This window comes from Mycobacterium sp., assembly GCF_049683355.1.
Taxonomy (GTDB): Bacteria; Actinomycetota; Actinomycetes; order Mycobacteriales; family Mycobacteriaceae; genus Mycobacterium.
Genome location: NZ_JBAUJB010000379.1, coordinates 13,242 through 37,025, shown reverse-complemented (window position 1 = coordinate 37,025; position 23,784 = coordinate 13,242). Strand labels below are relative to the sequence as shown.

Sequence of the window (23,784 nt, the reverse complement as noted above, 5' to 3'; positions counted from 1 at the left end):
ACGTTGACGTACTGCCGCGATCTGAGGCAGTGGTCGTAGGTCGACAGCAGGGTGTTGGCGTCCGGCGGCAGGTAGACGCGCACCACGTTCGCGCTCTTGTTGACGACGTGGTCGATGAAGCCGGGATCCTGATGGGAGAAACCGTTGTGATCCTGCCGCCAGACGTGGCTGGACAGAAGGTAATTCAGGCTTGCGATGGGGCGCCGCCACGGGATGTCGTCGGTGACCTTGAGCCACTTGGCGTGCTGGTTGAACATCGAGTCGATGATGTGGATGAAGGCCTCGTAGCAGTTGAACATGCCATGCCGGCCGGTCAGGAGATAACCCTCGAGCCAGCCCTGGCATTGATGCTCGGAGAGCACTTCCATCACCCTGCCCGCGCGGGCGAGGTGCTCGTCGACGTCGGACCCGAAGAACTCGGCGTTCCACTGCTTGTCGGTGGCGTCGTACACGGCCTGCAGCCGGTTGGATGCCGTCTCGTCGGGTCCGAAGATGCGGAAGTTGTCGGGGTTGAGCCTGATCACCTCGGTGAGCCACTGGCCGAGCACCTTGGTGGCCTCGGCGATGGTCGCACCCGGCTCGGGCACGTCGACGGCGAAGTCGCGAAAGTTCGGCAACCGGAGGTCCTTGAGAACCAGACCGCCGTTGGAGTGGGGATTGTCGCTCATCCGCAGCTGGCCCTGCGGTGCCAATTCGGCGATATCGGCCAGCAACCGGCCGTCGGCGTCGAACAGTTCGTCGGCCCGGTAAGAGGCCAGCCAGTCGGCGAGCACCGTCAGGTGTTCCTCGGTGTCACGGGCGTTGCCCAGCGGTACCTGGTGAGCGCGCCAGGATCCGGTCGTCTTCTTGCCGTCGATGTAGTCGGGCCCCGTCCAGCCTTTCGGCGTCCGGAAGACGATCATGGGCCAGCGCGGCTGGAAGTCGTCACCTGCAGCCGCCCTTGCCTTGATCTCGGCGATCTCATCGAGCACGTCGTCGAGCAGCGCGGCGAACCGGCGGTGGGCGTCGGCATGGTCCGGTCCGGACTCTGCGCCGTCGGGAACCTCGAAGAAGTACGGGTTGTGTCCGTAACCGATCATCAGGCTGCGCAGCTCGTCGGCCGGAATCCGGGCCAGCACCGTCGGGTTGGCGATCTTGTAGCCGTTGAGGTGCAGGATCGGCAGCACAACTCCGTCCTTGTTCGGGTTCGCGAACTTGTTGGAGTGCCAGCTGGTGGCCAGCGCCCCGGTTTCGGCCTCGCCGTCGCCGACCACCGCCGCGACCAGCAGGTCCGGGTTGTCGAACGCGGCGCCGTAGGCGTGTGACAGCGCGTAGCCGAGTTCGCCGCCCTCGTGGATCGAACCCGGGGTCTCCGGGGCCACATGCGAGGGGATGCCGCCGGGGAACGAGAACTGCCGGAACAGCCTGCGCAGCCCTTCGGAGTCCTGGCTGATGTCGGGGTAGATCTCGCTGTAGGTGCCCTCGAGGTAGGTGTTGGCCACCAGACCGGGTCCGCCGTGGCCGGGGCCGGTGACGTAGATCGTCGACTGCTCGCGCTCGTTGATCGCGCGGTTGAGGTGGGCATAGAGAAAGTTCAGGCCGGGAGTGGTGCCCCAGTGCCCGAGCAGGCGCGGTTTGACATCGTCACGGGTCAGTGGAGTCCGCAGCAGTGGGTTGTCCAGCAGGTAGATCTGGCCGACCGACAGGTAATTGGCGGCGCGCCACCACCGGTCGAGTCGGCTCACCATCTCATCGCTCAGCGGGCTCCGGTCGACGTTCTTCGGCTCGGTCGAGGCAGTCATGTCTCCATCCAACTCCGCATCGGGGTGTCCTCCAACCCGTACCCGATGGCGCGGGCGTTAATCTTTCGCGCACCGCTATCGTGAGCAGTCATCCACGACGGCAGAAGGGCAGGCGGCGATGGTCGGAGAACCGTTGCTGGCATCGCTGCGGGTGCTCGACCTGTGCTCGGGTGCAGGTGACGCCGTCGGCCGCATCCTTGCCGATCTCGGTGCCGACGTGCTCAAGATCGAGCCACCCGGCGGCAGTCCGGCGCGGTGCAGCGCACCGACGGTGGCCGGGGCCGGTATCGGATTCGCGCTGGACAACGCCAACAAGCGCTGCACCGTGCTGGATCCGGGCGTGCCCGCCGACCGGCGAGCGCTGATCGAACTCGCCGGCGCTGCAGATATCGTGATCGATTCGCAGAACCCTGGCACCGCAGCGGCATTCGGCACGTCCTGCACGGAGCTGTCGCAGCGCTTCGACCATCTGGTCACGATGTCGGTCACCGATTTCGGTGCGTCGGGGCCCTACGCTTCTTGGCGCGCCACCGACGCTGTGTGCTACGCGATGTCGTCGGCGCTGTCCCGCACCGGGCCGACCGCCGGCACGCCGGTGTTGCCACCGAACGGCGTGGCTTCGGCCACAGCGGCGGTGCAGGCCGCATGGGCGGTTCTGGCCGCCTACTACGACCGGTTACGTTGCGGGAAAGGCGAGTTCGTCGACTTCTCGCGCTTCGAGGCGGTGGTCCAGGCGCTCGACCCGCCTTTCGGCTCCGAGGGACAGGCCGCCGTCGGGCTGAAGGCTCCCACCGAGTTGTGGCGCGGCCGCCCGCGCAACCAGCAGATCTACCCGATCTTCGAATGCCGCGACGGCCATGTACGGATCTGCCTGTTGTCGGCGCGCCAATGGCACGGCATGCGGGCCTGGCTCGGCGAGCCGGAACAGTTCTCGGACCCGCGGTTCGACACCATCGCCGCCCGCTATGCCGCCTCGCGGGAGCTCAATGCGGCCATCGCCGAGTTGTTCGCCCCGCAGACCGTGGCTTCCCTGGTCGCTGCGGGCCAGACCCGTGGAGTGCCGATCGCTGCGGTGCTGACCCCCGCAGAAGCATTGTCGGAAGCCCACTTTCGAAGTGTGGGCGCGTTGTCCGAGGTCGCCCTGACACCGCGGACGTCGGTGACGATCCCGGTCGGCCCTCTGGTGATCGACGGTGCCCGCCACGGGTACCGGCACGGTGCGCCCGCCGTCGGGTCCGACGCGCCCGAGTGGCGGGCCCCGTGGCCGGCCGACGAGCGCCCGGTCGGCAGCCCGGCAAGCGGAATTTCTCGGCCCTTCGACGGCATCCGGATCCTGGACCTCGGCGTCATCGTCGCCGGCGGCGAGTTGGGCCGCCTGTTCGCCGACCTCGGCGCGGAGGTCATCAAGATCGAGAGCCCGGCCTACCCCGACGGCCTGCGGCAGTCCCCGCCGGGCAAGCCGATGAGCCGGTCCTGGGCGCTGACGCATCGCAACGAGTACGGCCTGGGCCTGGATCTGCGGCAGCAATCCGGGGCTGAACTGTTCAGCCGGTTGGTGGCGGCATCCGATGCGGTGTTCGCCAACTTCAAACCGGGCACGCTGGCCTCGCTCGGATTCTCCTACGACCGGTTGCGCGAGCTCAACCCCGGCATCGTGCTGGCCGAGAGCAGCGCATTCGGGGATCGCGGGCCCTGGAGTTCGCAGATGGGCTACGGCCCACTCGTCCGGGCCTGCACCGGCGTCACCCGGTTGTGGACGTCGCCCGACGCCGAGCCGGACACGTTCTACGACGCCACGACGATCTTCCCCGACCACGTGGTCGGCCGTGTCACTGCGATCGCCGCTGCCGCCGTGCTGATCCGGCGCCGACGCACCGGTGTCGGTGGCCACGTGCACATCTCACAGGCCGAAGCGGCGATCAACCAGCTCGCGCAGGCGTATGTCAGCGAATCGTGCGGGGCCGCCGGGTTCGAGGTGATAGCCGACGACTCCGTCGACGCGGTGTTCCCGTGCGCCGGTGACGACGAATGGTGCGTGATCTCTGTGCGCGAGGCGTCACACCGCGAAACGGTTGCAGGTTTGATCGGTCGCTCGGCGCTTCCCGAGGACCGCGCCGAGCTGATCGCTGCGGTGTCGCAGTGGACCGCGACCCGGGACAAGGACGCGGTCGTCGCGCAATTGCAGGATCTCGGCGTCCCCGCCGGTCCGATGAACCGTGTGGCCGACGTCGCCGCCGATCCCCAGATCGCTTTCAGGCAGCTGTTCAGCGACATGACCCACCCGCTGCTGGATGCCCCGGTGTTCGCCGAGACCTCGCCGGCCCCGTTCACCCGCATCCCGCGTGCAGATCTGCGGCCCGCGCCCATGCCCGGGGAGCACACCCGGATGATCTGTCAGAAGGTGCTCGGCCTCGATCCTGAGCAGATCGACGGGCTGATCGCCGACGGCGTGCTGTTCACCCATGAGAACACGACCTAGGAAGGCCACCTTGATGTCACTGGACCCCAGGACCCCGGTACTCGTCGGCTACGGCCAGGTGAACCAGCACACCGAGAACCCCGGTGTCGAACCCGTCGACCTGATGGTCGCGGCCGCACGCGCCGCCGCCGACCCACGGGTGCTCGAGTCGGTCGACGCCGTCCGAATCGTCAACCTGCTGTCGTGGCGCTACCGCGATCCGGGACTGCTTCTCGCGCAACGTATCCGGGCCGAGAAGGCGGATACCCGGTGCACCGGGGTCGGCGGCAATGTGCCGCAGACGCTGGTGAACTCGGCCTGCCTGGACATCCAGCAGGGCCGGGCCGACGTGGTACTGATCGGAGGCGCGGAGACCTGGCGCACCCGGAGCCGGTTGCGCGCGGCCGGCCAGAAGCCGGACTGGACACGCCAGGACGATTCGGTGCCGGTAGCTCCCGGTTCCGATGACGGGGTGCCGATGGCAGGGCCCGCGGAGATCCGGATCAACCTGGACCGGCCCGCCTACGTCTATCCGATGTTCGAGCAGGCGGTGCGGATCGCCGCGGGTGAGACACCCGACGAACACCGCCGCCGCATCGGCCAGCTGTGGTCCCAGTTCAGTGCGATCGCCGCGACGAACCCGCACGCCTGGAGCAGGGAAGTCCTCAGCGCAGAACGGATCTGGCAGCCGGCACCGGACAACCGGATGATCAGTTGGCCCTACACCAAGTTGATGAACTCCAACAACATGGTCGACCAGGGGGCAGTGCTGATCTTGGCCTCGGCCGAGAAGGCCGCCCACCTGCAGATCCCCACGGAGCGTTGGGTGTTCCCCTACGCCGGAACCGACGCGCACGATACCTACGCGATCGGCGAGCGGGCGGAGTTCTGTACCTCGCCGGCGATCAGGATCGCCGGGAAGCGGGCACTGGAACTCGTGGGCGCCCGGATCGACGACATCGAGCTGGTCGACGTCTACTCCTGCTTTCCGTCGGCGGTTCAGGTCGCGGCCAGGGAGCTGGGCCTACCCGTCGGGGATGCCGATCGGCCGCTGACCGTGACCGGCGGATTGACGTTCGCCGGGGGGCCGTGGAACAACTACGTCACCCACTCCATCGCCACGATGGCCGAGCGGCTGGCGGCCCAGCCGGGTAAGCGCGGCCTGATCACCGCCAACGGCGGCTATCTGACAAAGCACAGCTTCGGCGTATACGGCACTGAGCCGCCGGAACACGAATTCCGTTGGGAGGATCTGCAACCCGCTGTCGACCGAGAGCCCACCCGGACTGCGCTGGTGGACTGGAGCGGCGTCGGCACGGTGGAGTCGTGGACCACCCCCGTGGACCGGGATGGTCGGCCCGAGAAGGCTTTTCTCGCTGTGCGGACACCTGAGGACGCCCGGGTCCTCGCGGTGATCACCGATTCGGCCGACGCCGAGGCGACCGTTCGTGACGACCTCGCGGGTGCGTCGGTACGCGTCCACGAGGACGGCACCGCGGCGCTGGTGTGACTACAACAAGCCGAGCGCCGCGACCGCGTCGCGTTCGGCGCGCAACTCGGCGACCGAGGCGTCGATCCGGGCGCGGGAGAACGGGTTGATGTCAAGCCCTTCGACGATTTCCCACCGGCCACCGACGGCGCGGCACGGCAGCGAGCACACCAGTCCCTCGTCGATGCCGTAGGCACCGGGAGACGGCAGTGCCACCGACGTCCAATCCTCGTCCGGGGTGCCGTGGATCCAGTCGTCGACGTGGTCGATCGCGCCGTTGGCCGCCGACGCCGCCGAACTCGCACCGCGTGCCTCGATGATTGCGGTGCCGCGGCGTGCCACCGTGGGAATGAAATCGTCGGTGAGCCAGTGGGTGTCGGCGGCGTAGTCGGCGCCGAACCGCCCGCCGACCTGCGCGTGGAAGATGTCCGGGTACTGGGTGGGGGAGTGGTTGCCCCAGATCGTCATCCTGGTGATCTCGGTGACCGGAACCCCTGAGTGCCGGGACATCGCGGCGACCGCCCGGTTGTGATCCAGGCGGGTCAACGCCGTGAACCGGTCACCGGGGATGTCGGGGGCGTGCGCTGCGGCCACCAAAGCGTTGGTGTTGGCCGGGTTTCCGACGACCAGCACCCGGACATCGGCACTGGCACCGGCGTTGAGGGCGCCTTGCCCGCGGTGGCGAAGATCTGCGCGTTGGGCTCCAGTAGGTCGGCGCGTTCCATTCCCTTGGTGCGCGGCCGCGATCCGATCAGCAGCGCCACGTCCACCCCGTCAAATCCCCGGACCGGGTCGTCGTAGATCTCGGTTCCGGCCAGTAGCGGGAACGCGCCGTCGTTGAGTTCCATCACGACGCCCTCGGCGGCTCGCACCGCGCCGGGCAGCTCGAGCAGCCGCAGCGCGACCGGGGTGTGCCGGCCCAGCATCGCGCCGGCGGCTATCCGGAACAGGGCCGCGTAACCGATCTGCCCGGCCGCTCCCGTGACGGCGACGGTGACCGGAGCGGGAGACGCGGACGGCGGTGGTGATGTCACGCGTCTCAACCTAGACAACCTGGGTCATGGCGCGTCGGCAGGCACGTCGGTGTAGGTCATCGTGTAGCCGTCGGACGAGAAGGTGAATCCCTTTCCGCTGAGCTCGGACAGGCACGAGATGCCGGAGGTCTCCTGGACGTTGCAGCGGAAGCCGGCGACCGCCAGGATGCGGTTGAACGGCAGCACGACCGCGGGGCCCGGGTCCAGCCCGAACTGCGGCGCCGACTCCGCGGAGAACTGCGGGTCGCCCGTCCGGTCGACGACGAGGACGTTCGCAGCTACCGGTTCGCCGTCGGGGTCGGGAACCTCGTCGGGTGCGCCGGTGATCGGCAGGGCTGACGTCGGCGCCTGGGCGCTCTGGCAGCCTGCCCGGGTGCGCGGCAGCACCGCGCACTCCCAGCGCCCGCTGGGACTGGTGAAGTAGTATCCGGTGGTCCCGTCCACCTCGGCTGCGTAGTCGAACGCATTGACCAGGTGCGCGTTGCTCGGCCGGGTGGTGCTCACGGCGGGTGTGGAAGCGGGGCTGGCGGTCGGCGCGCCGTCGTCGGTGTTGACCACCACCGACCCGGCGGCGCACCCGCAACTCAGCGTCGTCATCAGCGCGCCGAGGGCGGCGAATCTCATGGCATACATGGTGTCGAGTGTGCCGGGTGGTGGACGCCGCGACGGTCACCCCAGCACTCTTTCGCGCAGTTCGCGGTCCGACGACACCCGCACCAGTGCCGCGGCCAGGGCGGCGCTGCGGCGAGGTGCCAGCGACGCCAGCGCTCCGGGATCGTCGGGCAGGCCGAGGTCGGCCGCGGCTGCGGTGGCCCGATCGTCGAAGTGCGGCCGCGCCCAGGTCCAGATGTCCTGGATCTCGCGCAGGAAGATATCGGCTCCCGTGCCACCGATTCCCTTGAACTGCTGCAGAAGTCGCTTCGTCTCGGCGACATCGCGGCCCCCGGCAACAGCGAGCCGACGGAGATCACCGCCGTAGTCGTCGGTGACGGCGGCGGCGATCTCGGCCGCTCGGGTCGCCGAACTCTCGTCGTAGCGAACGTAGTGCGCGCGGCCGAAGGCACCGATGAGTGCAGACCGCTCGGCGTCCCGCACCGCCCGCGCGGTGCGCAGCCCGGACCGGTTCATCTCGCGCGCGGCGCGCACCGCGATGTGCGCGTCGATCGGCTTGCTGGCCAGCATGCACAGCATCAGCAGCTGAAACAACGGCATCGGTTTGTCTCGCAGCCGGATCCCGGCCTCCTCGGCGAACGTGGTGCCGGCCTCGTCGAGCAACCGTTGGACCACACGCTGATGTCTCGATGACGACATTGGAAAGGTCTTACCCGAAGCGCCGGGCGGAAAACCCGCGACTACTTCGCCGGTAGTCCCTCGGCGAACTCCGCACCGTGGTTCACCCACTCCGACAGCTGCCTGCTGGTTTTCACGCCGCCGGGCTGCACTCGCACCCAGCCGCGAACCTCTCGACCCGCCATCACCATCGGCTCGACGTGGGCGCGAGCCAGCAGCCGATCGGTCTCTGCGGGCGGCACCCGCACCCTCAGCCCGCCGTGGGAGCTGACCACAACCGACATGTTGCCGTCGATCATGAACGCCAGCCCGCCGAACATCTTCTTCTCCTCGATGCCGCGTCGAGCGGTTAGGAGCTCGCGAACACGTTCGGCGAGGTCGGCGTCATAGGCCATGCTGTGACGGTAGCGACTTGCCGCGGTATCCGCACCCACTCTTCCTCGGCGAGCAGACACAAACTCGCACGAAATCCCGGAAGATTGTGCGAGTTTGCGTCTGCTCGCGGCTGTCAGGCCGCGACGGTCGCGGTCTCGGCGGCCGGTTCCAGCGCCAGCGCGACGATCTCGGCCACATCGGTCATCGGCTTCACCTCGAGTGCGTCGAGCACCTCGGCCGGCACGTCGTCGAGATCCGGCTCGTTGCGCTGCGGGATGAAAACGGTTGACAGTCCGGCACGTTGGGCGGCCAGCAATTTCTGCTTCACGCCGCCGATCGGCAGCACCCGGCCGTTCAGTGTGACCTCACCGGTCATCCCGACGTCGGCACGCACCTGGCGTCCGGTTGCCATCGACACCAGCGCGGTCACCATTGTCACCCCGGCAGAGGGACCGTCCTTGGGCACCGCGCCTGCGGGCACGTGGACGTGGATCTTGCGGTCCAGCGCTTGCGGGTCGACACCCAACTGCTCGGCGTGGGCACGCACGTAGGACAGCGCGATCTGCGCGGACTCCTTCATCACGTCACCCAGCTGGCCGGTCAGCACGAGACCGGCCTCACCGTCGGTCGACCCGGCCTCGATGTAGAGGACGTCGCCGCCGAGTCCGGTGACGGCCAGACCGGTCGCCACGCCGGGCACCGCCGTACGCTCCTCGGAATCCGGGGTGAACCGCGGACGCCCCAGGTAGCCGACAAGATCAGGCTCGTCGATGGTCAACGGCGTCGGGTCGGCGGCCAGTGTTGTGGTGGCCTTCCGCAGCGCCTTGGCCAACAGTCGCTCGAACTGCCGTACACCCGGTTCGCGGGTGTAGTCCGCGGCGATCTTGCGCAGTGCGGCGTCGGTGACCGTCACCTCCTCGGGGGTCAGCGCCGCGCGTTCGGCCTGCCGGGGGAGCAGATAGTCACGGGCGATCGCGACCTTGTCGTCTTCGGTGTAACCGTCGATCTGCACCAGCTCCATCCGGTCCAGAAGTGCCGACGGGATGTTCTCGATCACGTTGGCCGTCGCCAGGAACACCACATCGGACAGATCCAGATCGAGATCGAGGTAGTGGTCGCGGAAGGTGTGGTTCTGCGCCGGATCCAACACCTCCAGCAGCGCCGCACTCGGATCACCACGGTAATCGGAGCCCACTTTGTCGATCTCATCGAGCAGCACAACCGGATTCATCGATCCCGCTTCGCCGATGGCGCGCACGATTCGGCCCGGGAGCGCACCGACGTAGGTCCGCCGATGTCCACGGATCTCGGCCTCGTCACGCACCCCACCGAGGGCGACGCGGACGAATGTGCGGCCCAGTGCCCGGGCCACCGATTCACCCAGCGAGGTCTTGCCGACACCGGGGGGACCGGCGAGCACCATGACGGCGCCCGATCCGCGCCCGCCGACCACGGACATGCCCCGCTGCGCGCGCCGTGCCCGCACCGCGAGGTACTCGACGATGCGATCCTTGACGTCCTCGAGGCCGTGGTGATCGGCGTCGAGGATCTCCCGGGCCGACCTCAGGTCCGTCGAGTCCTCGGTCGTCGTGTTCCACGGGAGATCCAGGACAGTGTCGAGCCACGTGCGGATCCAGCCGCCCTCGGGACTCTGGTCGCTCGACCGTTCCAGCTTCCCGACCTCCCGAAGCGCAGCTTCGCGGACCTTCTCGGGCAGGTCGGCGGCCTCGATCCGGTCCCGGTAGTCGTCAGACCCGTCGGGTTCACCCTCTCCCAGCTCCTTGCGGATGGCAGCCAGCTGCTGGCGCAGCAGGAACTCTTTCTGCTGCTTGTCCATACCGGAGCGGACGTCCTCGGCGATCTTGTCGTTGACCTCGACCTCGGCCAAATGCTCGCCGGTCCATTGGATGAGTGAGCTCAACCGCTCCGCTGCGTCCTCGGTCTCCAGCAGTTGCCGCCGCTGGACGTCGCTGAGGTAGGACGCGTAGCCGGCGGTGTCGGCGAGCGCCGACGGATCGGTGATCTTGTTGACCACGTCGACGATCTGCCATGCCTCGCGGCGCTGCAGCATCGCCAGCAACAGCTTCTTGTATTCCGCGGCCAGCGCTCTTGTCTCGTCGGTGGCCTCGGCGTCCGCGACCTCCTCGACCGACACCCACAGTGCCGCACCGGGTCCGGTCGTCCCGGTCCCGATGTGCGCGCGGTTCTCACCGCGCACGACCGCGGCCACCCCGCCGGCGGGTACCCGGCCGACCTGCACGATCGAGGCGATCACGCCGTAGGTGGGGTAGCGGTCGTCCAGGCGTGGCGCGATCAGCAGCTTGCCGTTCTCGCTGGCCTGCGCTGCGTCGACCGCGACGCGGGCGGCCTCGTCCAGTTCTATCGGCACCACCATTCCCGGGAGCACGATCGGCTCGCTGATGAACAGCACCGGCACTGATGTGGCTTCGGCCATGAATCCTCCAAAGTTGAATCTGATGCGCTCAACCCTGGCCGCAGCCGGATTGTTCCCCGGGCACATGGCACCCATCTCCATATCGCCGAGAGCAGAACGGCGGAGCAGCGATCCCAGGGGTGAGGATGCATCCCCCGCGCAACCACCCGCGGGGGGCATGTCCGGTGACCGGGCAGACCGCATCATCGATGCCCATGCCCCCTGGCGCTTGCGCGACTTTCACGACGACGACCTCGACCAGGCCATCTCGGTCTGGGACCAGAGCCGGGAGCCTGCGGAGGCGTCCCCGGCCTTTCCGGTCTCGGAGGTGGTCTCCGCCGCGCGCGGCGGTCAACCCGCCGTGGTTGCGGTCGTCGACGACCAACTGGTCGGCATGGCGGTCGCCCAGGTCGGCGGCGAGCGAGCCTGGATCACGATGATCGCGCTGAGCAGTGGGTGGCGCGACCGCGGCATCGGCAGCGCCCTTCTCGCCGAGCTGGAGGTGCGGCTGCGCACTTTGGGCGTGCGTCGCATCAGCGCGATGTTGCCCGAAGACGCCACCGGTACCGCGGCGCTGCGCAACTGTGGATACACCGAGCGCACCGATCTGCGCTACTTCGACAGGGTCGATCACGTCGGGCCCGCCGACACCGGCTTGCTGAGCGCAGTTGGCGGCCAGATCATGGGGCAGCGGTTGTGGGACGACATGGCCGGCATGGAGAACGAGAAGCGGATGATCGAGCGTCGCATCGTGCTGCCGCTGGCCCAACCCGATCTGGCCACGCGCTACGGGGTGTCACCGCCGAAGGCGGCCATCCTGTTCGGCCCGCCGGGCACCGGGAAGACCAGTTTCGCCAAAGCCGTTGCCGGAAGGCTCGGTTGGCCGTTCATCGAGATCTTCCCGTCGCGGCTGGCCGCACCCGACGTCACGATGCCCAACGCGCTGCGGGACATGTTCGCCGACCTCACGGAGCTCGAAGCCGCGGTGGTGTTCATCGACGAGGTCGAGGAGATCGCGGGCTCACGCTCCGGCATCCCGTCGGACCGGCCCACGGCGTCACGAACGAACTCCTCAAACTCATCCCGACGTTCCGCCAGCACGACGAGCGGCTGTTGATCTGCGCGACGAACTCCGTGCGCTCGCTGGACTCGGCGTTCCTGCGGCCGGGACGGTTCGACTACGTCATCCCGGTCGGGCCCCCCGACGACGCCGCGCGCAAGGCGATCTGGAACCGCTACCTGGGTGCTGTCGCCGACGGTGTCGAAGTCGACAAGCTCGTCGAGGCCACCGCGATGTTCACGCCCGCCGACATCGAGTTCACCGCGCGCAAGGGCGCACAGTGCGCATTCGAACGCGAGATCGAGTTCCGCCGCGGCGAGCCCCCCGGCACCGACGACTTCCTCGGCACCATCGCTGAGACCAGGCCGACGCTGACGGACGCGATTCTCGACGAGTTCAACGAGGACATCGCGATGCGCACCCGGCTCTGACGTTCCCGAAACAGCAGGAAGCCTGCCGCTCGGGGGAAACGGCAGGCTTCCTGGTTCGTGGGTTGCCGCTAGGCCACGTTCTGCGCCCCCAGCACGCGCTGGATATCGGGCTTCATCTGCTGCAGCTGCTGCCCCCAGTAGCCCCAGCTGTGCGTGCCCGCGTCCGGGAAGTTGAACACGCCGTTGGCGCCGCCCGCGGCGATGTAGTTGTCACGGAAGCTGATGTTGGTCCGCAACGTGAATCCCTCGAGGAACTGCGCCGCCATCAGGTTCTGGCCCGGGGTTCCGGAGTCCAGGTCCGACGGGGTGCCGGTTCCGCAGTACACCCAGATCCGGGTGTTGTTGGCCACCAACTGGTTGATGTTGACCATCGGATCGTTGCGCTTCCAAGCCGGGTCCGAGGACGGGCCCCACATGCTCTCGGCGTTGTATCCGCCCGCGTCGTTCATCGCCAGCCCGATCAGCATCGGCCACCAACCCTCGGACGGGTTCAAGAAGCCCGAAAGCGATGCGGCGTAGATGAACTTCTGCGGATAGTAGATCGCGTAGTTCATCGACGCGCTACCGGCCATCGACAGACCGACAACGGCGTTGCCGTTCTGCGACACTCCGCGGTTGGCTTCCAACCAGGCGGGGAGCTCCTGGGTCAGGAAGGTCTCCCACTTGTAGGTGTAGTCCTGGCCGTTGCCCCGCGACGGCTGGTACCAGTCGGTGTAGAAGCTCGACTGGCCGCCAACCGGCATCACCGTGGACAGTCCGGACTGGTAATACCACTCGAACGCCGGGGTGTTGATGTCCCAGCCGTTGTAGTCGTCCTGGGCACGCAGACCGTCGAGCAGGTACACGGCGTGTGGACCACCCCCCTGGAACTGAACGCGGATATCGCGATTCATCGCGGGGGAGAACACATCCAGGTACTCGACGGGAAGACCGGGCCGGGAGAACGCACCCGCGGTCGCCGAACCACCGGCGAAGCCGATCAGCCCGGGCAGTGCTGCCGCCGTCATGGCAGCAGCGGCCACCCGGCGCACCCACTTACCTCGAAACTTCTCTGTCAACCTCATAAGCGGCAGCCAACCCACCTTTCGTACAAGTCTTGCTCGCCTGGCAAAAACGCGGTCGCGTTGCAGAGGTAATGCAACACCTTCTTCGCGCTCGGCCCGGCGTTCGACACCGCAAAACGACGTCGCGGTTGGCTAACGATTACAACTCGGCACGGACTCGTGCCGCACAGACAGTCCTGTGACGAGAGTGAAAGCAGACTGCTATTACGCTGCACGCGCTGGGCCACAGACCGCACACCGGCTGCCTGGAGAGCGGCTTGGACAACCAACTCGTGGCAAACAGTTGTTGAAGCGAGTCCGGGGTCCTGCAAGACTCGGGCACACGATGAGTGAGGACCCGTTCGACCTCGGCCGCTTCGTCGAGGCCCAAGACCGCGTGTACCCGACTGTGCTGACCGAACTGCGCGCCGGCTCCAAAAGCAGTCACTGGATCTGGTTCGTCTTTCCTCAGATGCGCGGTCTGGGGCACAGCGCATCCGCGCACAGGTTCGGGATCTCGTCGCTGACCGAGGCGGTGGCGTATCTCGAACACCCGGTTCTGAGCTCCCGGCTACGGGAGTGCGCCGGGCTGCTGCTTGCCGTCGAGGGCCGCACGGCCACCGAGATCCTCTGCCACCCAGACGATCTCAAGGTACGTTCGTCGATGACGTTGTTCGCCCGCGCGGGCCGAGATCCGGTGTTCCGCGCGGTCCTGGACACCTTCTACGACGGCCGTGAGGATCCGGCGACCCTCGAATTGCTCGACTGAGGGGTCAGCGCGGCTCCAGGACCAGCCAGCCGTGGGGCGGGACAACGGCGTCGACCACGACCTCCGACGGCGGAGCACCCGACCCCGCGACCATCTCACCGGCGGCGAAGCCGAGGGAGGGCAGCGACAGCGGCATCGCCACGTCGTCGACGTTGAGTGCCACCACCAGCGTGTGGTCACCGTTGCGGGCGGCGTACACGTATCCGTGGTTGGTCACGTGCAGCGGCGTGGTCCGCGCAGTGTGCAACCACGGGTGCCGCCGCCGCAGGCCGATGAGGTGCTGATGAGCACGGAACACCTGGATCCCGTGCTCGCCGACTCCTTCATGGGGGGAACCGAATTCGGGCCGCACGGCGTCGTCACCGCCGAACCGCTCCTCCTTGACGCCCCGGTACGCGGACTCGTCACCGGCGTAGATGCTCGGGGTCCCGCCGGTGGTCAGCAGCACCGCCATCGCGTGCTCGACGTGGTCGGGGTTGGTCAGCATGCTGACGATCCGGGTGACGTCGTGGTTGCCGATGAAGGTCATCGGCACGAAGGTGTCCAGGAACTCGTTGTGGCGGGTCAGCGTCCAGTCCAGCTCATGGAAGTTCGCGTCGTTGAGACTGCTCCAGATCGACTTCCACAGTTCGTACTGCGTCACCGAGTCGAATCCGGCGTTGCGGACGTGGGCTCCGTAGTCACCGTGGATGACCTCCCCGACGAACCACGCCTCGGGGTACATCGCCCGGACCCGGGGGAGTACCTGCGCCCAGAAGCGGTCCGGGACCGCGTAGGCGGCGTCGAGACGCCAGCCGTCGGCGCCGCGGCCGACCCAGTGGCACATCACGTCGACGGTGTAGTCGATCACCTCGGCGTTCCGGTGGTTCAGCGAGATCAACCCGTCGTGACCCTCGAAGGTCTCGAACCGGCCGTCGCGCAACCGGAACCATGAGGTGTCCCCACCGGCCGCCGCGTCGCGGTATCGCGCGAAGTCGGTGCCCACGTGGTTGAAGACTCCGTCGAGCAGCACCCGCAGCCCCCGTTGATGGGCTTCGGCGACCAAGTGGTCGAAGTCGGAGTCGTCGCCCAGCCGGGGATCGATGCGGTAGTGGTCTGTGGTGTCGTAGCCGTGGGTGCGGGAGGCGAACACCGGCCCCAGCGCCAGACCCGATGCCCCGAGTTCGACTGCATAGTCTAGCCAGTCGACGATTCTGCGGATCCGGTGTTCGTCCGGAGTGGGCGCCGGGTCGGCCGGATGGGCGCCGACGAAGCCCAGCGGATAGATCTGCCACCAGATGACGTGTTCGACCCACCCCGGTTCGGTCACATGCTCCTCGGGCGAGCGCTCGTCGGTCACATGCTCCTCGCGCAAGCGCTCGTCGGTCACATGCTCCTCGCGCAAGCGCTCGTCGGTCACATGCTCCTCGCGCAAGTGCTCGTCGGTCACATGCTCCTCGCGCAAGTGCTCGTCGGTCATCCGCCAAAAGCCTTTCCGTACAACGATTTCATCGTCTCTGTCAGTTCGGGCGCCGGTCCGTCGACCGTGACTCCGGGCGCGACGGTGTTGATGGGCAACGGGGCCACGGGCGACGGGGGCGCGCCCCCGTCACGCAGCCACTGGGTCAGCTGGGCCGACGTGGCCGCGCAGACGATGCGCCCCAAGCCCACCCACGCGTGCGCGGCCGCACACATCGGGCAGTGCTCGCCCGAGGTGTACACCGTGCTGTGCGCGCGTTGTTCGGCGTCCAGGTTCTCAGCCGCCCACCGGGCGATCGCGAACTCGGGGTGGCGGGTGGCGTCGCCGTCCTTGATCCGGTTGTGGTCCTCGAAACGCACCGCGCCCTCGTGATCGACGAGCAGCGAACCGAATGGCTCGTCACCGCCTTGAAACGCGAGAGGCGCAAGATCCGCACACCGCCTCAGGTGCTCGAGGTCGTCTTCGCTGACCGCCACCGGGGGAAGTCTACGGACCCGCGTCGACACAGCAGCTGCCGCCGTCGGTCGGCTCCAGCCGGCAGGCGCACGAGGCAAGTACCGGGACGTCGGCGCGCGCGCGGGCGAGCTCGAGTTGCCGGCCGATGATCGCCGCCTCGGCGTCACGGCCCAGCCGCGTCAGGCACTCGTGATACCCGTGCAGGCTCCACAGGTTGCCCGGATGCTGGCAGGGCCTGCTCAGCGTCGGATCCAGCCCCAGGTCGGCGGCGTACACCTGCGCCGCCAGCTCCACGTGACCTTGCTCGAGCAACAGCGCACCGTACGCATGCCTGGTGGGCTGCATCCACCCCCACGGTTCGTCGTAGGGCAGTGAGTCGTCGAGTTCGACTGCCCGCCGCAGATGAGCGAACGCAGCATCGAATTGTCCTGCACGGTAGTCGATCTCACCGTCGAGCATCGCGGCAGCGACCGCCAGGATGTCTCGGCTGGTGTTGTTGAACAGATAGCGGCCCTCTGGAATCGTTTCGTACACTGCGGCGAACGACTCCCGCTCAGCGCGCGCCTGCTCGAGCTGCCCGGTCGCGGCGTATGCCACCCCCCGCCCGTAATGGACGGTGGCCGCGGTCGTGCAGTACAGGGCCTGATCCTGGGGGACCGGCGTGTCGATCAGGTCGGCCCAACGGCCGAACCGGACCAGCACGTGGATCCGCAACGGCACGAACGCTTCCAGCCAATCGGCCATTGGGGGCGATTCGATGGTGAGCAGCTCGGGGGTGAGCTGAGCGGCGAGCTGCTCGGCGGCCTGCAGCGCGACCGCCGAGTTACCTTCGAACATGGCCGAATACACGATGAAGTGCAGATTGTGCGCCCGATACAGCGAGTAGAAATTGAGCGCGCCCTCCCGCTCGACGAAGCGCTTATCCGCCTGTACCGCAGCCAGATTCGCCGCCACCGAGTCCCGGTAATTCCCGCACAGCACGTCGATGTGGCTCGGCATGTGCCGCAGATGTCCGGCGTCGGGCACCAGGTCGCGCAACAGGTCAGCCGCGGGGAGCGCCTCCTGCGGCACCGTCGACATCTCCATCGTGTGGAGGTACAGATGCAAGATCCCGGCGTGTTCGCGGCCGGCCTGGGTTGCCAGCGCGTCATCGAGGACCCGCTTGGCCTCGACGACCCGCGAACCGGGTGCGGGTTCGCCGGTGCGACTGTCCCACAGGGCCCAGGCCGTGACGTTGACCAGTGCGTCGGCAGCCAGTGCGGCCACGTCGATGTCGTCGGGATACCTCCGCACCAGTGCCGACATCGCATCGGCGTAGCCGCTGTGACCGGCCTGCAGCGCCTCGGTGTCCTGGGGGTCGTCGGTGAGATACCGCGCGGTCAGCGCGTCGACGAGGCCGCGTTCGACGTCACCCGCGCGGCAGGTTGCGGCCAACGCCAGCTCCGTTCGGGCCCGCTGCAGCGACGTGGCCAGATCGACCGGGTCGAACGCCTCCCACGGCTTGTTGTAGTTGGGTCCGACGGCGTACGCGATGCCCCAGCGAGCGATCGCCAGGTCGGGGTCGAGTTCCGACGCCCGGTCGAAGCAACGGATCGCCTCGTCGTGGTTGAAGGCGTAGCACCAGATCATGCCGCGGTCGAACCAGACCTGCGCTGCGGCCGAGGGTGTCTCAATCGGCCGATGGTAAGAGCCGAGATCGTAGTAGTCCTCGAGTTCGCCGAGTGCACTCGGCGCGGCGTCCATAGAGGGCACCATAGTTCACCCTCGTCGCGGTGGCGAGGATCGCGAGCAGGCACCCCGCCGCCGCCCAGATACCCAGCGTGAGCAGCGGGGTGGCGGCGCCGTGCCCACCGAAATAGGAGATGCTGCGCAGCAGCGAGACACCCGACCCCTGGGGCACCACCGCGGTGAACGTCGAGTAGAAGCCGGACAGCAAGGGACGACCGACCGGGCCCGCCGCGGCCGCATTGCCGACCACGACGAGGAACAGTCCCAGCAGCACCGAGGCCAGGATCCCGAACGCGGCCGCCACGCCGGTCACCGCACCGCCGACGGCCATCGCGTATAACCACAGCACGCCGAACACCTGCCATGTGTGGGTGGTGAGCGCGCCGAGCACCTGCCCCACATAGACCGTCACCGAACCCGCCAGCACCGCCGAGAACGCGCTAGGCTGCTGTGTCGTGCAGCGGACGCGCCTCGACACCGCCCGGATTCGGGCGGCTCACCGGATGATCGCCCCGGTTTTTCTCGATAGTCCGTTCTACCGCTGCGAGGCACTCTAACCCAGCCTCGGGTGCAGCGTCAGCATCAAGCTCGAGACGGCGAACCCGGTGCGCAGCTTCAAGGCTCGGGGCACCGAGGTGGTGGCGAGCCTGCTCGCCGACGGCGGTCCGCGAGCCGCGGTGTGCGCGAGTGCCGGAAACCTCGGCCAAGCCCTGGCGTGGTCCGGTCGCCGCCGGGCACTGGACGTCACCGTGGTGGCGCCCAGTGCCCGGCGGCCAAGCTCGACCGCATCCGTGCGCTGGGGGCGAGGTTGGAGTTGGTGGACGGTGACATCGAGGTGGCACGCGCGCGAGCGGTGATGCTCGCTCGAAACGATCAGATCCGGCTGGTCGAAGACAGCCTGGACCTCGAGACGTGTGAAGGTGCAGCGACAATCGGGCTGGAACTGGTGGGCGCTGCGTCCTCGTTCGATGCCGTGCTGGTGGCACTCGGCGGCGGGGCACTGGCCACCGGCGTGGGGCACGTGATGAAGTCCCTGGCATCCGACGTCGAGGTGATCTGCGTTCAGCCGCTGGGCGCACCGGCGATGACACATTCGTGGCACCGACGTCGCGTCGTCACCACCGATTCGACCGACACCATCGCCGACGGAGTCGCCGGCCGGCACCCCATCCCGGCGGTCCTGGACGACCTGATTCTGGTCGCTGACGACGCCGTGCTGGTCCGGGAGACCTCGATCACCGCGGGCATGCGGTTACTCCTCGACCACGCCGGCCTCGTCACCGAGCCGTCGGCCGCACTCGGCATCGCGGCGATCCTCGAGGACCGTGAACGTTTTGCCGGCCGACACGTGGTCACCATCGTCTGCGGCAGCAACGTCGACCCGGATGCCTTTCACCGCTGGGTCACTGGTGCGTCCTCCCAACGGCTTTGATCGCGTTGGCCTGTCCGACTCAGTGGCCCGCCACCACCTCCGGTTCTTCCACGTCGACGGGATCGTCGGCGCCGGGCAGGAACGAGAACACGACACAGACGCTCCCGAAAAGCAGATACCCGAGCGCGACCTGCGGGCTGGCCGCCCACGCCACCTCGGGTGCGTGGATGAGCCCGATGAAGGACAGCCCCGCACCCACTGCTGCAGCTCCGGCGGCGTGACGGAACTTCTTGTCCAGGATGAAGGTGACCATGGTGCCCAGGATCAGGCCGACCAGCACGGCGCCTTCACCCAGCGTCTTCAATCCGTCGTAGACCACGCCCGCCCCGTTGAGCGCCTCGGAGGTGACCTCGGCCGCCGACGTGCCCGCCGCACTGAGCGCATTGTCGATCATCCCGCGGCCCCACTCGGCGAGGTTGGGCAGAAGGGCCGCCACCACCGCCACGGCATGCAGTCGCGGCACCGCCTGGAAAGCCTGCGCGCCGATCAACAGACCGATGTAGAGCAGGATGGGCACGATGGCCGGAACCGGGAGCAGTGCGGCGAGTACTCCGAAAAGCCCGACGAAGCAGAGCATTCCGATGGCAGCGCCACTGGCCAGTGAGTAGCTCGCGCGGCCGCCGGCATCTTTCCACCCGGGGTGCCCGATGTACACCGCGGGCGGGAACGGCGAACCGAACGCCGAACCGACCACAGCGCCCGCACCGTCGGCGAGCAGCACGCTGCGCAGGTTGTAGCTGTCGCCCGCAGCAGCGGCACTCTCGACGTTGCTCATCGCCTCGGTGAAGTTGTAGACGCCCAGTGGGATTGCCGTACCCAGCAGCGGAGCGAGGTCGGCGAGTCCGTTGAACAGCAGGTCGAAACGCAGGTCCGGGACACCGATCGCGATATCGCTGACCGCCTGACCGACATCGGGGGCCGACATGTAACCGCCTGCCCATCCGATCGCGGTCCCGACCAGCAGCGCCACCAACCCGATCGGTATCCCACCGGGGATCTTCACGTTTGTGAAGAAGCCGATCAGGATGATTGCCAGCACAGGCATGCCGATCCAGGCCACCTCCCACATCTGTGCGGCCGGTCGCATCGAGATGAATGTGATGGAGATGCCCGCAAGCGTGCCCAGCATGGCCGCGCGGGGAGTCAGCTTGCGGATGTAGGGCCCGACGAACGCGCCGATCATCACGATCACACCGATCAGGAACGCCCACGCCAGGCCCGCCTGCCAGGCCTGGATCGGGTCGTCGGTGGCCAGATACACCGGCAGCATGACCACGAAGACCACGATGAACATGTGTGGCACGCTCGGGCCGTACGGCAAGGCGGTCACGTCGGACCTGTTCTCTCGCTGCGCAAGTCGGCGAGCGAGGAAGGTGTAGTACAGGTTTCCGAGGATGAGGGCGACGCCGAGCGCGGGCAGTACGGTGCCGAGGACGTCGTCGGCGGGCACGCCGACCACCGCGATCATCAGACCCGTGAGCGTCAGGACGTTGACCAGGATGTTGAAGCCGAGACCGAAGAACGCGTTGGTGTCTCCGCGGGTCCACCACGGGATGGAGACCGGTTTCTCGGTCGGAGGATCGGCGGGTGGGTTGGTGACTTCGGTGCTCATCTGATCCCTCTTTCAGGCGGTCCTAGACGGTCTTAGACGGTGATGGTGGTGAGATGACGCAATGCCGCGATGACTTCCGGGGAGGCGGCCACCCAACCGAAGATGCCGCCCTGCGCTTTGATCATTTCCAGACCTACGCGCTGGAATTCGGGGAAATACGAACCCACGCAGTCGGATACGACCAGACACTCGTAGCCCCGGTCGTTGGCCTCCCGGGTGGTGGTGTGTACACACACCTCGGTGGTGACCCCGGTGACCAACAGCTGGGTGATCCCCGCCCCGGCGAGGACCTCCGACAACTCGGTGGCGTAGAACGCACCCTTGCCGGGTTTGTCGATCACGACCTCGCCGTCGATCGGGGCCAGCTCGTCGACGATGTCGTGGCCGTATTCGCCACGGATCAGGATGCGGCCGTACTTGCCTGCGTCGCCGATGCGTTTCGACGGCGCTCCCCGGCTGAGCTTGGCCGGCGGGCAGTCCGACAGATCGGGCTGATGGCCCTCCCTGGTGTGGATGACCATGACGCCCGCCGCGCGGGCCGCCGCGAGGAGAGCCGCCAACGGCGGGATCACCTCGAGCAACCGGCCCACATCGTTGCCGAGGCTTTCGCCGAATCCACCGGACAACAGGAAATCTCGCTGCATGTCGATCAGGATCAGCGCGGTCTTCCCGGCCACGATCGGGAACGGGGACGGCTCGGCGGCTACGTCGATCCTCGGTGTCACAGGTGCTCCTCTGCGGCAAGTGGGTTGATGGACAGCGGTCGGGGTGCGGCCCGCGGGGCTCGCGGTTCGTCGAGGATCTGCGCGGCCAGCGCGAGCACGGTGTCGTCGCTGAGCGCCGCGCCCAGGAGCAGGGCGCTGTACGGACGCCCGTCGGCGGTCACGCCGAGAGGCAGTGCGGCGCCCAACAGGTCGAGGAGGTTCCCGAAATGTGTGTAGTGCCCGAACACGGTGTTGCAGTCGATGGGTGCGGCCAGGACCTCGTCGACGGTGAATGTGGTTCCGATCGTCGGCACCAGCAGTACGTCGATGTGCTGCCAGAGCCGGCCGACCACCGCCTTGAGTTCCTGCAGCCGCTGCAGTGCGGCGAACGCATCGACCGCCGTGTATTCCTGTCCGCTCCGGAGGATCTCCCGGACCACCGGATGTATCGAATCCGGCTGCGCAGCGAGGAAATCAGCGAACTCGACGAGCCGCTCCGCGACCCAGGGACCTTGGTACAGCAGCGAGCCGGCAGCCAGGAAGGGTTCCAGTGACACCTCGACGACCGCAGCCGTTCGTGAAAAATTGCGACGGAACGCCAGGTGCGCGCGGCGCATCTCGTCGTCACCGAAGAAGTCGAGTTCGGATTCGGGCGGCAGTCCCACTCTGATCGGCCCGCCGGAAAAGCGAGGACCGCGATCGCGGGACCACGGATCGCGATCGTCGCGGCCGATCATGACGTCGAGCACCCGGTCGACGTCGTCGATCGAACCCGCCATGACACTGAGGCAGTCCAGCGACTTGCAGGCCGGGACGAGGCCAACCGTGCTGATCAGACCGCGTGACGGCTTGAAGCCCTCGACTCCGTTGAGCGCGGCGGGCACCCGGCCCGATCCGGCGGTGTCGGTGGCGACCGCGAACGGCACCTGGCCCAGGGCCACTGCCAGCGCCGAGCCGGAACTCGACCCGCCGGAGATCAGCTCGCCGCCGTACACGCTGCGCGGGACGGTGTGGGGTGTGCGGGTTCCGTTCAGGCCCGTCGCGAACTGGTCGAGGCTCGTCTTGCCCACATACAGTGCGCCCGCATCGAGCAGCCTCTGCACCGCAGGGGCGGTGGCCGACGCGACATACGAATAGTCCGGGCACGCCAGCGTGGTGGGCGCGCCCTCGACGTCGATGCTGTCCTTGACCCCGAACGGGACCCCGTACAGCGGCAGCGTCCGGGCTCCTGGCCGCTGCTCGATCGCTTCGGCTGTCGCGATCAGCTGATCGCGGGGCACAGTGGACAGCCAGGTGCCGTCATCGACGCGCGCAGCGATGGCGTCGGCCACCCGAGCCGCCGTCTTCGCGGGCGAACCGGTGCCACCGGCGTGTGAGGCGAGAATCTCCGCGACGGAGGGCCCGATGGATGGTCCATGGGAGGTGTCGGCCATAACTGTCGATTGTCGACAGAATGATGGCGATTTCGGGTCGCCCGTGTGTCGTTTGTGTTAGCGCTCCGACTCCAGACCGAGGTAGTGGAGATGACCGTGGTGCAGAAGCGCCTGCACCACAACGGTGGGGTCGTTCATCTCCAGTGCGGACAGAATGGCCTTGTGCCGCTCGATTCCGTCGCCGGAATCGCGATGACGAGCTTCTTCGCGCAGGTTTCTGGCCATGGGGAGCTGCAGTTTCAGCAGGATCGGTTCCAGGGCGATGTCGAGCTGGCGGTTGGCGGCCAGCGCCACCACCGCTGCATGGAACTCCCGGTGTGCATCGTCGCGGTCCAGCGCGTCCTGCGCAGCATCCATCCGTTCGAGTGCGGCGCGGACCGGCTCGAGGGCGTGCTCGGGGTCGGGGAGTGGCAACGCGGTTTCCACGGCGTGCTTCTCCAGCACATGACGAAGCCCGAACAACTGGATGATGTCGGTGGGCGACCATGCGGCGACCCGCGAGCCGCGGCGAGGGAGGTGTTCGACCAGGCCCTGCTGCGCGAGCAGTCGCAACGCCTCACGCAGCGGCGCCCTGCTTATCCCGAAGTCGGCGCACAGTTGCTCCTCGACGATCTTGTCGCCGGGTGCGAGCTCGCCACTGAGGATCGCGTTGCGCAGTCGGTGGCCCGTCGCTTCGACAAGTGTGGCAGGCAACGCAACGCGCGACGGGTCATCATTCGGCGCGGCCATCGCTCCTATCGTAGGAAGTAATGCCCCGCGGCGCACCGACAGCGGCGACGGCGCGATACCGGGCAGC

16 protein-coding genes and 4 pseudogenes are annotated in these 23,784 nt (G+C 67.7%); 5 read left to right on the top strand and 15 right to left on the bottom strand.

Going from position 1 to position 23,784, the window contains the following annotated elements:
- Window positions 1-1,781 (bottom strand): phosphoketolase family protein (locus tag WA944_RS21855; RefSeq protein ID WP_526647335.1); only part of this gene is annotated, 1,781 nt, incomplete at its 3' end.
- Between the two features lie 118 nt (window positions 1,782-1,899).
- Here WA944_RS21855 and WA944_RS21850 point away from each other — a divergent pair.
- Together WA944_RS21850 and WA944_RS21845 are read left to right on the top strand one after the other, a co-directional pair.
- Window positions 1,900-4,260 (top strand): CaiB/BaiF CoA-transferase family protein, encoded by a 2,361-nt coding sequence (locus WA944_RS21850; protein WP_526372371.1) that lies wholly within the window; start codon window positions 1,900-1,902, stop codon window positions 4,258-4,260.
- 13 nt (window positions 4,261-4,273) lie between these two features.
- Window positions 4,274-5,749 carry an acetyl-CoA acetyltransferase gene (locus WA944_RS21845; RefSeq protein ID WP_526372379.1) on the top strand — a complete coding sequence of 492 codons (1,476 nt, stop codon included), beginning with the start codon at window positions 4,274-4,276 and terminating at the stop codon, window positions 5,747-5,749.
- Here WA944_RS21845 and WA944_RS21840 read toward each other — a convergent pair.
- The 5 genes and pseudogenes from WA944_RS21840 to lon all read right to left on the bottom strand — a co-directional run bounded on the left by WA944_RS21840 (window position 5,750) and on the right by lon (window position 10,882).
- Window positions 5,750-6,762 (bottom strand): annotated as a pseudogene (locus tag WA944_RS21840) (malate dehydrogenase).
- A gap of 24 nt (window positions 6,763-6,786) precedes the next feature.
- Entirely contained in the window at window positions 6,787-7,395 is a 609-nt protein-coding gene (locus WA944_RS21835) for a hypothetical protein (protein ID WP_526372372.1), read from the bottom strand.
- Window positions 7,396-7,431: 36 nt separating this feature from the next.
- Complete coding sequence (locus tag WA944_RS21830; protein ID WP_526372373.1) at window positions 7,432-8,073, bottom strand: endonuclease; 642 nt, start codon at window positions 8,071-8,073, stop codon at window positions 7,432-7,434.
- Window positions 8,074-8,114: 41 nt separating this feature from the next.
- A complete protein-coding gene (locus WA944_RS21825; protein ID WP_526372374.1) occupies window positions 8,115-8,447 on the bottom strand; it encodes a TfoX/Sxy family protein in 333 nt (110 codons plus the stop codon).
- 113 nt (window positions 8,448-8,560) lie between these two features.
- Window positions 8,561-10,882, bottom strand: a complete 2,322-nt coding sequence (lon, locus tag WA944_RS21820) for an endopeptidase La (RefSeq protein WP_526647334.1) — start codon at window positions 10,880-10,882, stop codon at window positions 8,561-8,563.
- A gap of 157 nt (window positions 10,883-11,039) precedes the next feature.
- Here lon and WA944_RS21815 point away from each other — a divergent pair.
- A pseudogene (locus WA944_RS21815) lies at window positions 11,040-12,352 on the top strand (ATP-binding protein).
- Between the two features lie 68 nt (window positions 12,353-12,420).
- On the opposite strand, the gene WA944_RS21810 reads toward WA944_RS21815, so the two are convergent.
- Window positions 12,421-13,416: an esterase family protein gene (locus WA944_RS21810; RefSeq protein WP_163891073.1), complete on the bottom strand. Its 996-nt coding sequence runs from the start codon at window positions 13,414-13,416 to the stop codon at window positions 12,421-12,423.
- A 325-nt stretch (window positions 13,417-13,741) separates the two neighbouring features.
- Between WA944_RS21810 and WA944_RS21805 the strand changes: the two genes are divergently transcribed.
- A complete protein-coding gene (locus WA944_RS21805; RefSeq protein ID WP_526372376.1) occupies window positions 13,742-14,164 on the top strand; it encodes a DUF1810 domain-containing protein in 423 nt (140 codons plus the stop codon).
- A gap of 4 nt (window positions 14,165-14,168) precedes the next feature.
- Here WA944_RS21805 and WA944_RS21800 read toward each other — a convergent pair whose 3' ends face one another.
- The 4 genes and pseudogenes from WA944_RS21800 to WA944_RS21785 all read right to left on the bottom strand — a co-directional run.
- Window positions 14,169-15,473 carry an alpha-amylase family protein gene (locus tag WA944_RS21800; protein WP_526372380.1) on the bottom strand — a complete coding sequence of 435 codons (1,305 nt, stop codon included), beginning with the start codon at window positions 15,471-15,473 and terminating at the stop codon, window positions 14,169-14,171.
- Between the two features lie 146 nt (window positions 15,474-15,619).
- On the bottom strand, window positions 15,620-16,099 hold the full coding sequence (locus tag WA944_RS21795; protein ID WP_526372377.1) for a nucleoside deaminase: 480 nt from the start codon (window positions 16,097-16,099) through the stop codon (window positions 15,620-15,622).
- A gap of 10 nt (window positions 16,100-16,109) precedes the next feature.
- Window positions 16,110-17,822, bottom strand: a complete 1,713-nt coding sequence (locus WA944_RS21790; RefSeq protein WP_526647333.1) for a tetratricopeptide repeat protein — start codon at window positions 17,820-17,822, stop codon at window positions 16,110-16,112.
- Window positions 17,749-18,249, bottom strand: a pseudogene (locus WA944_RS21785) (hypothetical protein); the annotation flags it as partial. The gene WA944_RS21790 and the pseudogene WA944_RS21785, both read right to left, overlap by 74 nt.
- Before the next feature lie 163 nt (window positions 18,250-18,412).
- On the opposite strand from WA944_RS21785, the pseudogene WA944_RS21780 reads away from it, so the two are divergent.
- Window positions 18,413-19,239, top strand: a pseudogene (locus tag WA944_RS21780) (threonine ammonia-lyase).
- A gap of 19 nt (window positions 19,240-19,258) precedes the next feature.
- Here the strand turns inward: WA944_RS21780 and WA944_RS21775 are convergent.
- The 4 genes from WA944_RS21775 to WA944_RS21760 are packed head-to-tail and all read right to left on the bottom strand — an operon-like array spanning window position 19,259 to window position 23,717.
- A complete protein-coding gene (locus WA944_RS21775) occupies window positions 19,259-20,851 on the bottom strand; it encodes a regulator (RefSeq protein WP_526370988.1) in 1,593 nt (530 codons plus the stop codon).
- A gap of 32 nt (window positions 20,852-20,883) precedes the next feature.
- Complete coding sequence (locus WA944_RS21770; RefSeq protein WP_526370990.1) at window positions 20,884-21,576, bottom strand: cysteine hydrolase family protein; 693 nt, start codon at window positions 21,574-21,576, stop codon at window positions 20,884-20,886.
- A complete protein-coding gene (locus tag WA944_RS21765; protein WP_526647332.1) occupies window positions 21,573-22,988 on the bottom strand; it encodes an allophanate hydrolase in 1,416 nt (471 codons plus the stop codon). The genes WA944_RS21770 and WA944_RS21765 overlap by 4 nt, the downstream gene beginning before the upstream one ends.
- Before the next feature lie 57 nt (window positions 22,989-23,045).
- Window positions 23,046-23,717: a GntR family transcriptional regulator gene (locus tag WA944_RS21760; protein WP_526370994.1), complete on the bottom strand. Its 672-nt coding sequence runs from the start codon at window positions 23,715-23,717 to the stop codon at window positions 23,046-23,048.
- Window positions 23,718-23,784: the final 67 nt, after the last annotated feature.

Bases quoted from the DNA above. Each gene is read 5' to 3' on its own strand.
- WA944_RS21850 (WP_526372371.1), top strand. From the start codon at position 1,900: ATGGTCGGAGAACCGTTGCTGGCATCGCTGCGGGTGCTCGACCTGTGC.
- WA944_RS21845 (WP_526372379.1), top strand. From the start codon at position 4,274: ATGTCACTGGACCCCAGGACCCCGGTACTCGTCGGCTACGGCCAGGTG.
- WA944_RS21835 (WP_526372372.1), bottom strand. From the start codon at position 7,395: ATGTATGCCATGAGATTCGCCGCCCTCGGCGCGCTGATGACGACGCTG.
- WA944_RS21830 (WP_526372373.1), bottom strand. From the start codon at position 8,073: ATGTCGTCATCGAGACATCAGCGTGTGGTCCAACGGTTGCTCGACGAG.
- WA944_RS21825 (WP_526372374.1), bottom strand. From the start codon at position 8,447: ATGGCCTATGACGCCGACCTCGCCGAACGTGTTCGCGAGCTCCTAACC.
- lon (WP_526647334.1), bottom strand. From the start codon at position 10,882: ATGGCCGAAGCCACATCAGTGCCGGTGCTGTTCATCAGCGAGCCGATC.
- WA944_RS21810 (WP_163891073.1), bottom strand. From the start codon at position 13,416: ATGAGGTTGACAGAGAAGTTTCGAGGTAAGTGGGTGCGCCGGGTGGCC.
- WA944_RS21805 (WP_526372376.1), top strand. From the start codon at position 13,742: ATGAGTGAGGACCCGTTCGACCTCGGCCGCTTCGTCGAGGCCCAAGAC.
- WA944_RS21790 (WP_526647333.1), bottom strand. From the start codon at position 17,822: ATGGACGCCGCGCCGAGTGCACTCGGCGAACTCGAGGACTACTACGAT.
- WA944_RS21775 (WP_526370988.1), bottom strand. From the start codon at position 20,851: ATGAGCACCGAAGTCACCAACCCACCCGCCGATCCTCCGACCGAGAAA.
- WA944_RS21765 (WP_526647332.1), bottom strand. From the start codon at position 22,988: ATGGCCGACACCTCCCATGGACCATCCATCGGGCCCTCCGTCGCGGAG.
- WA944_RS21760 (WP_526370994.1), bottom strand. From the start codon at position 23,717: ATGGCCGCGCCGAATGATGACCCGTCGCGCGTTGCGTTGCCTGCCACA.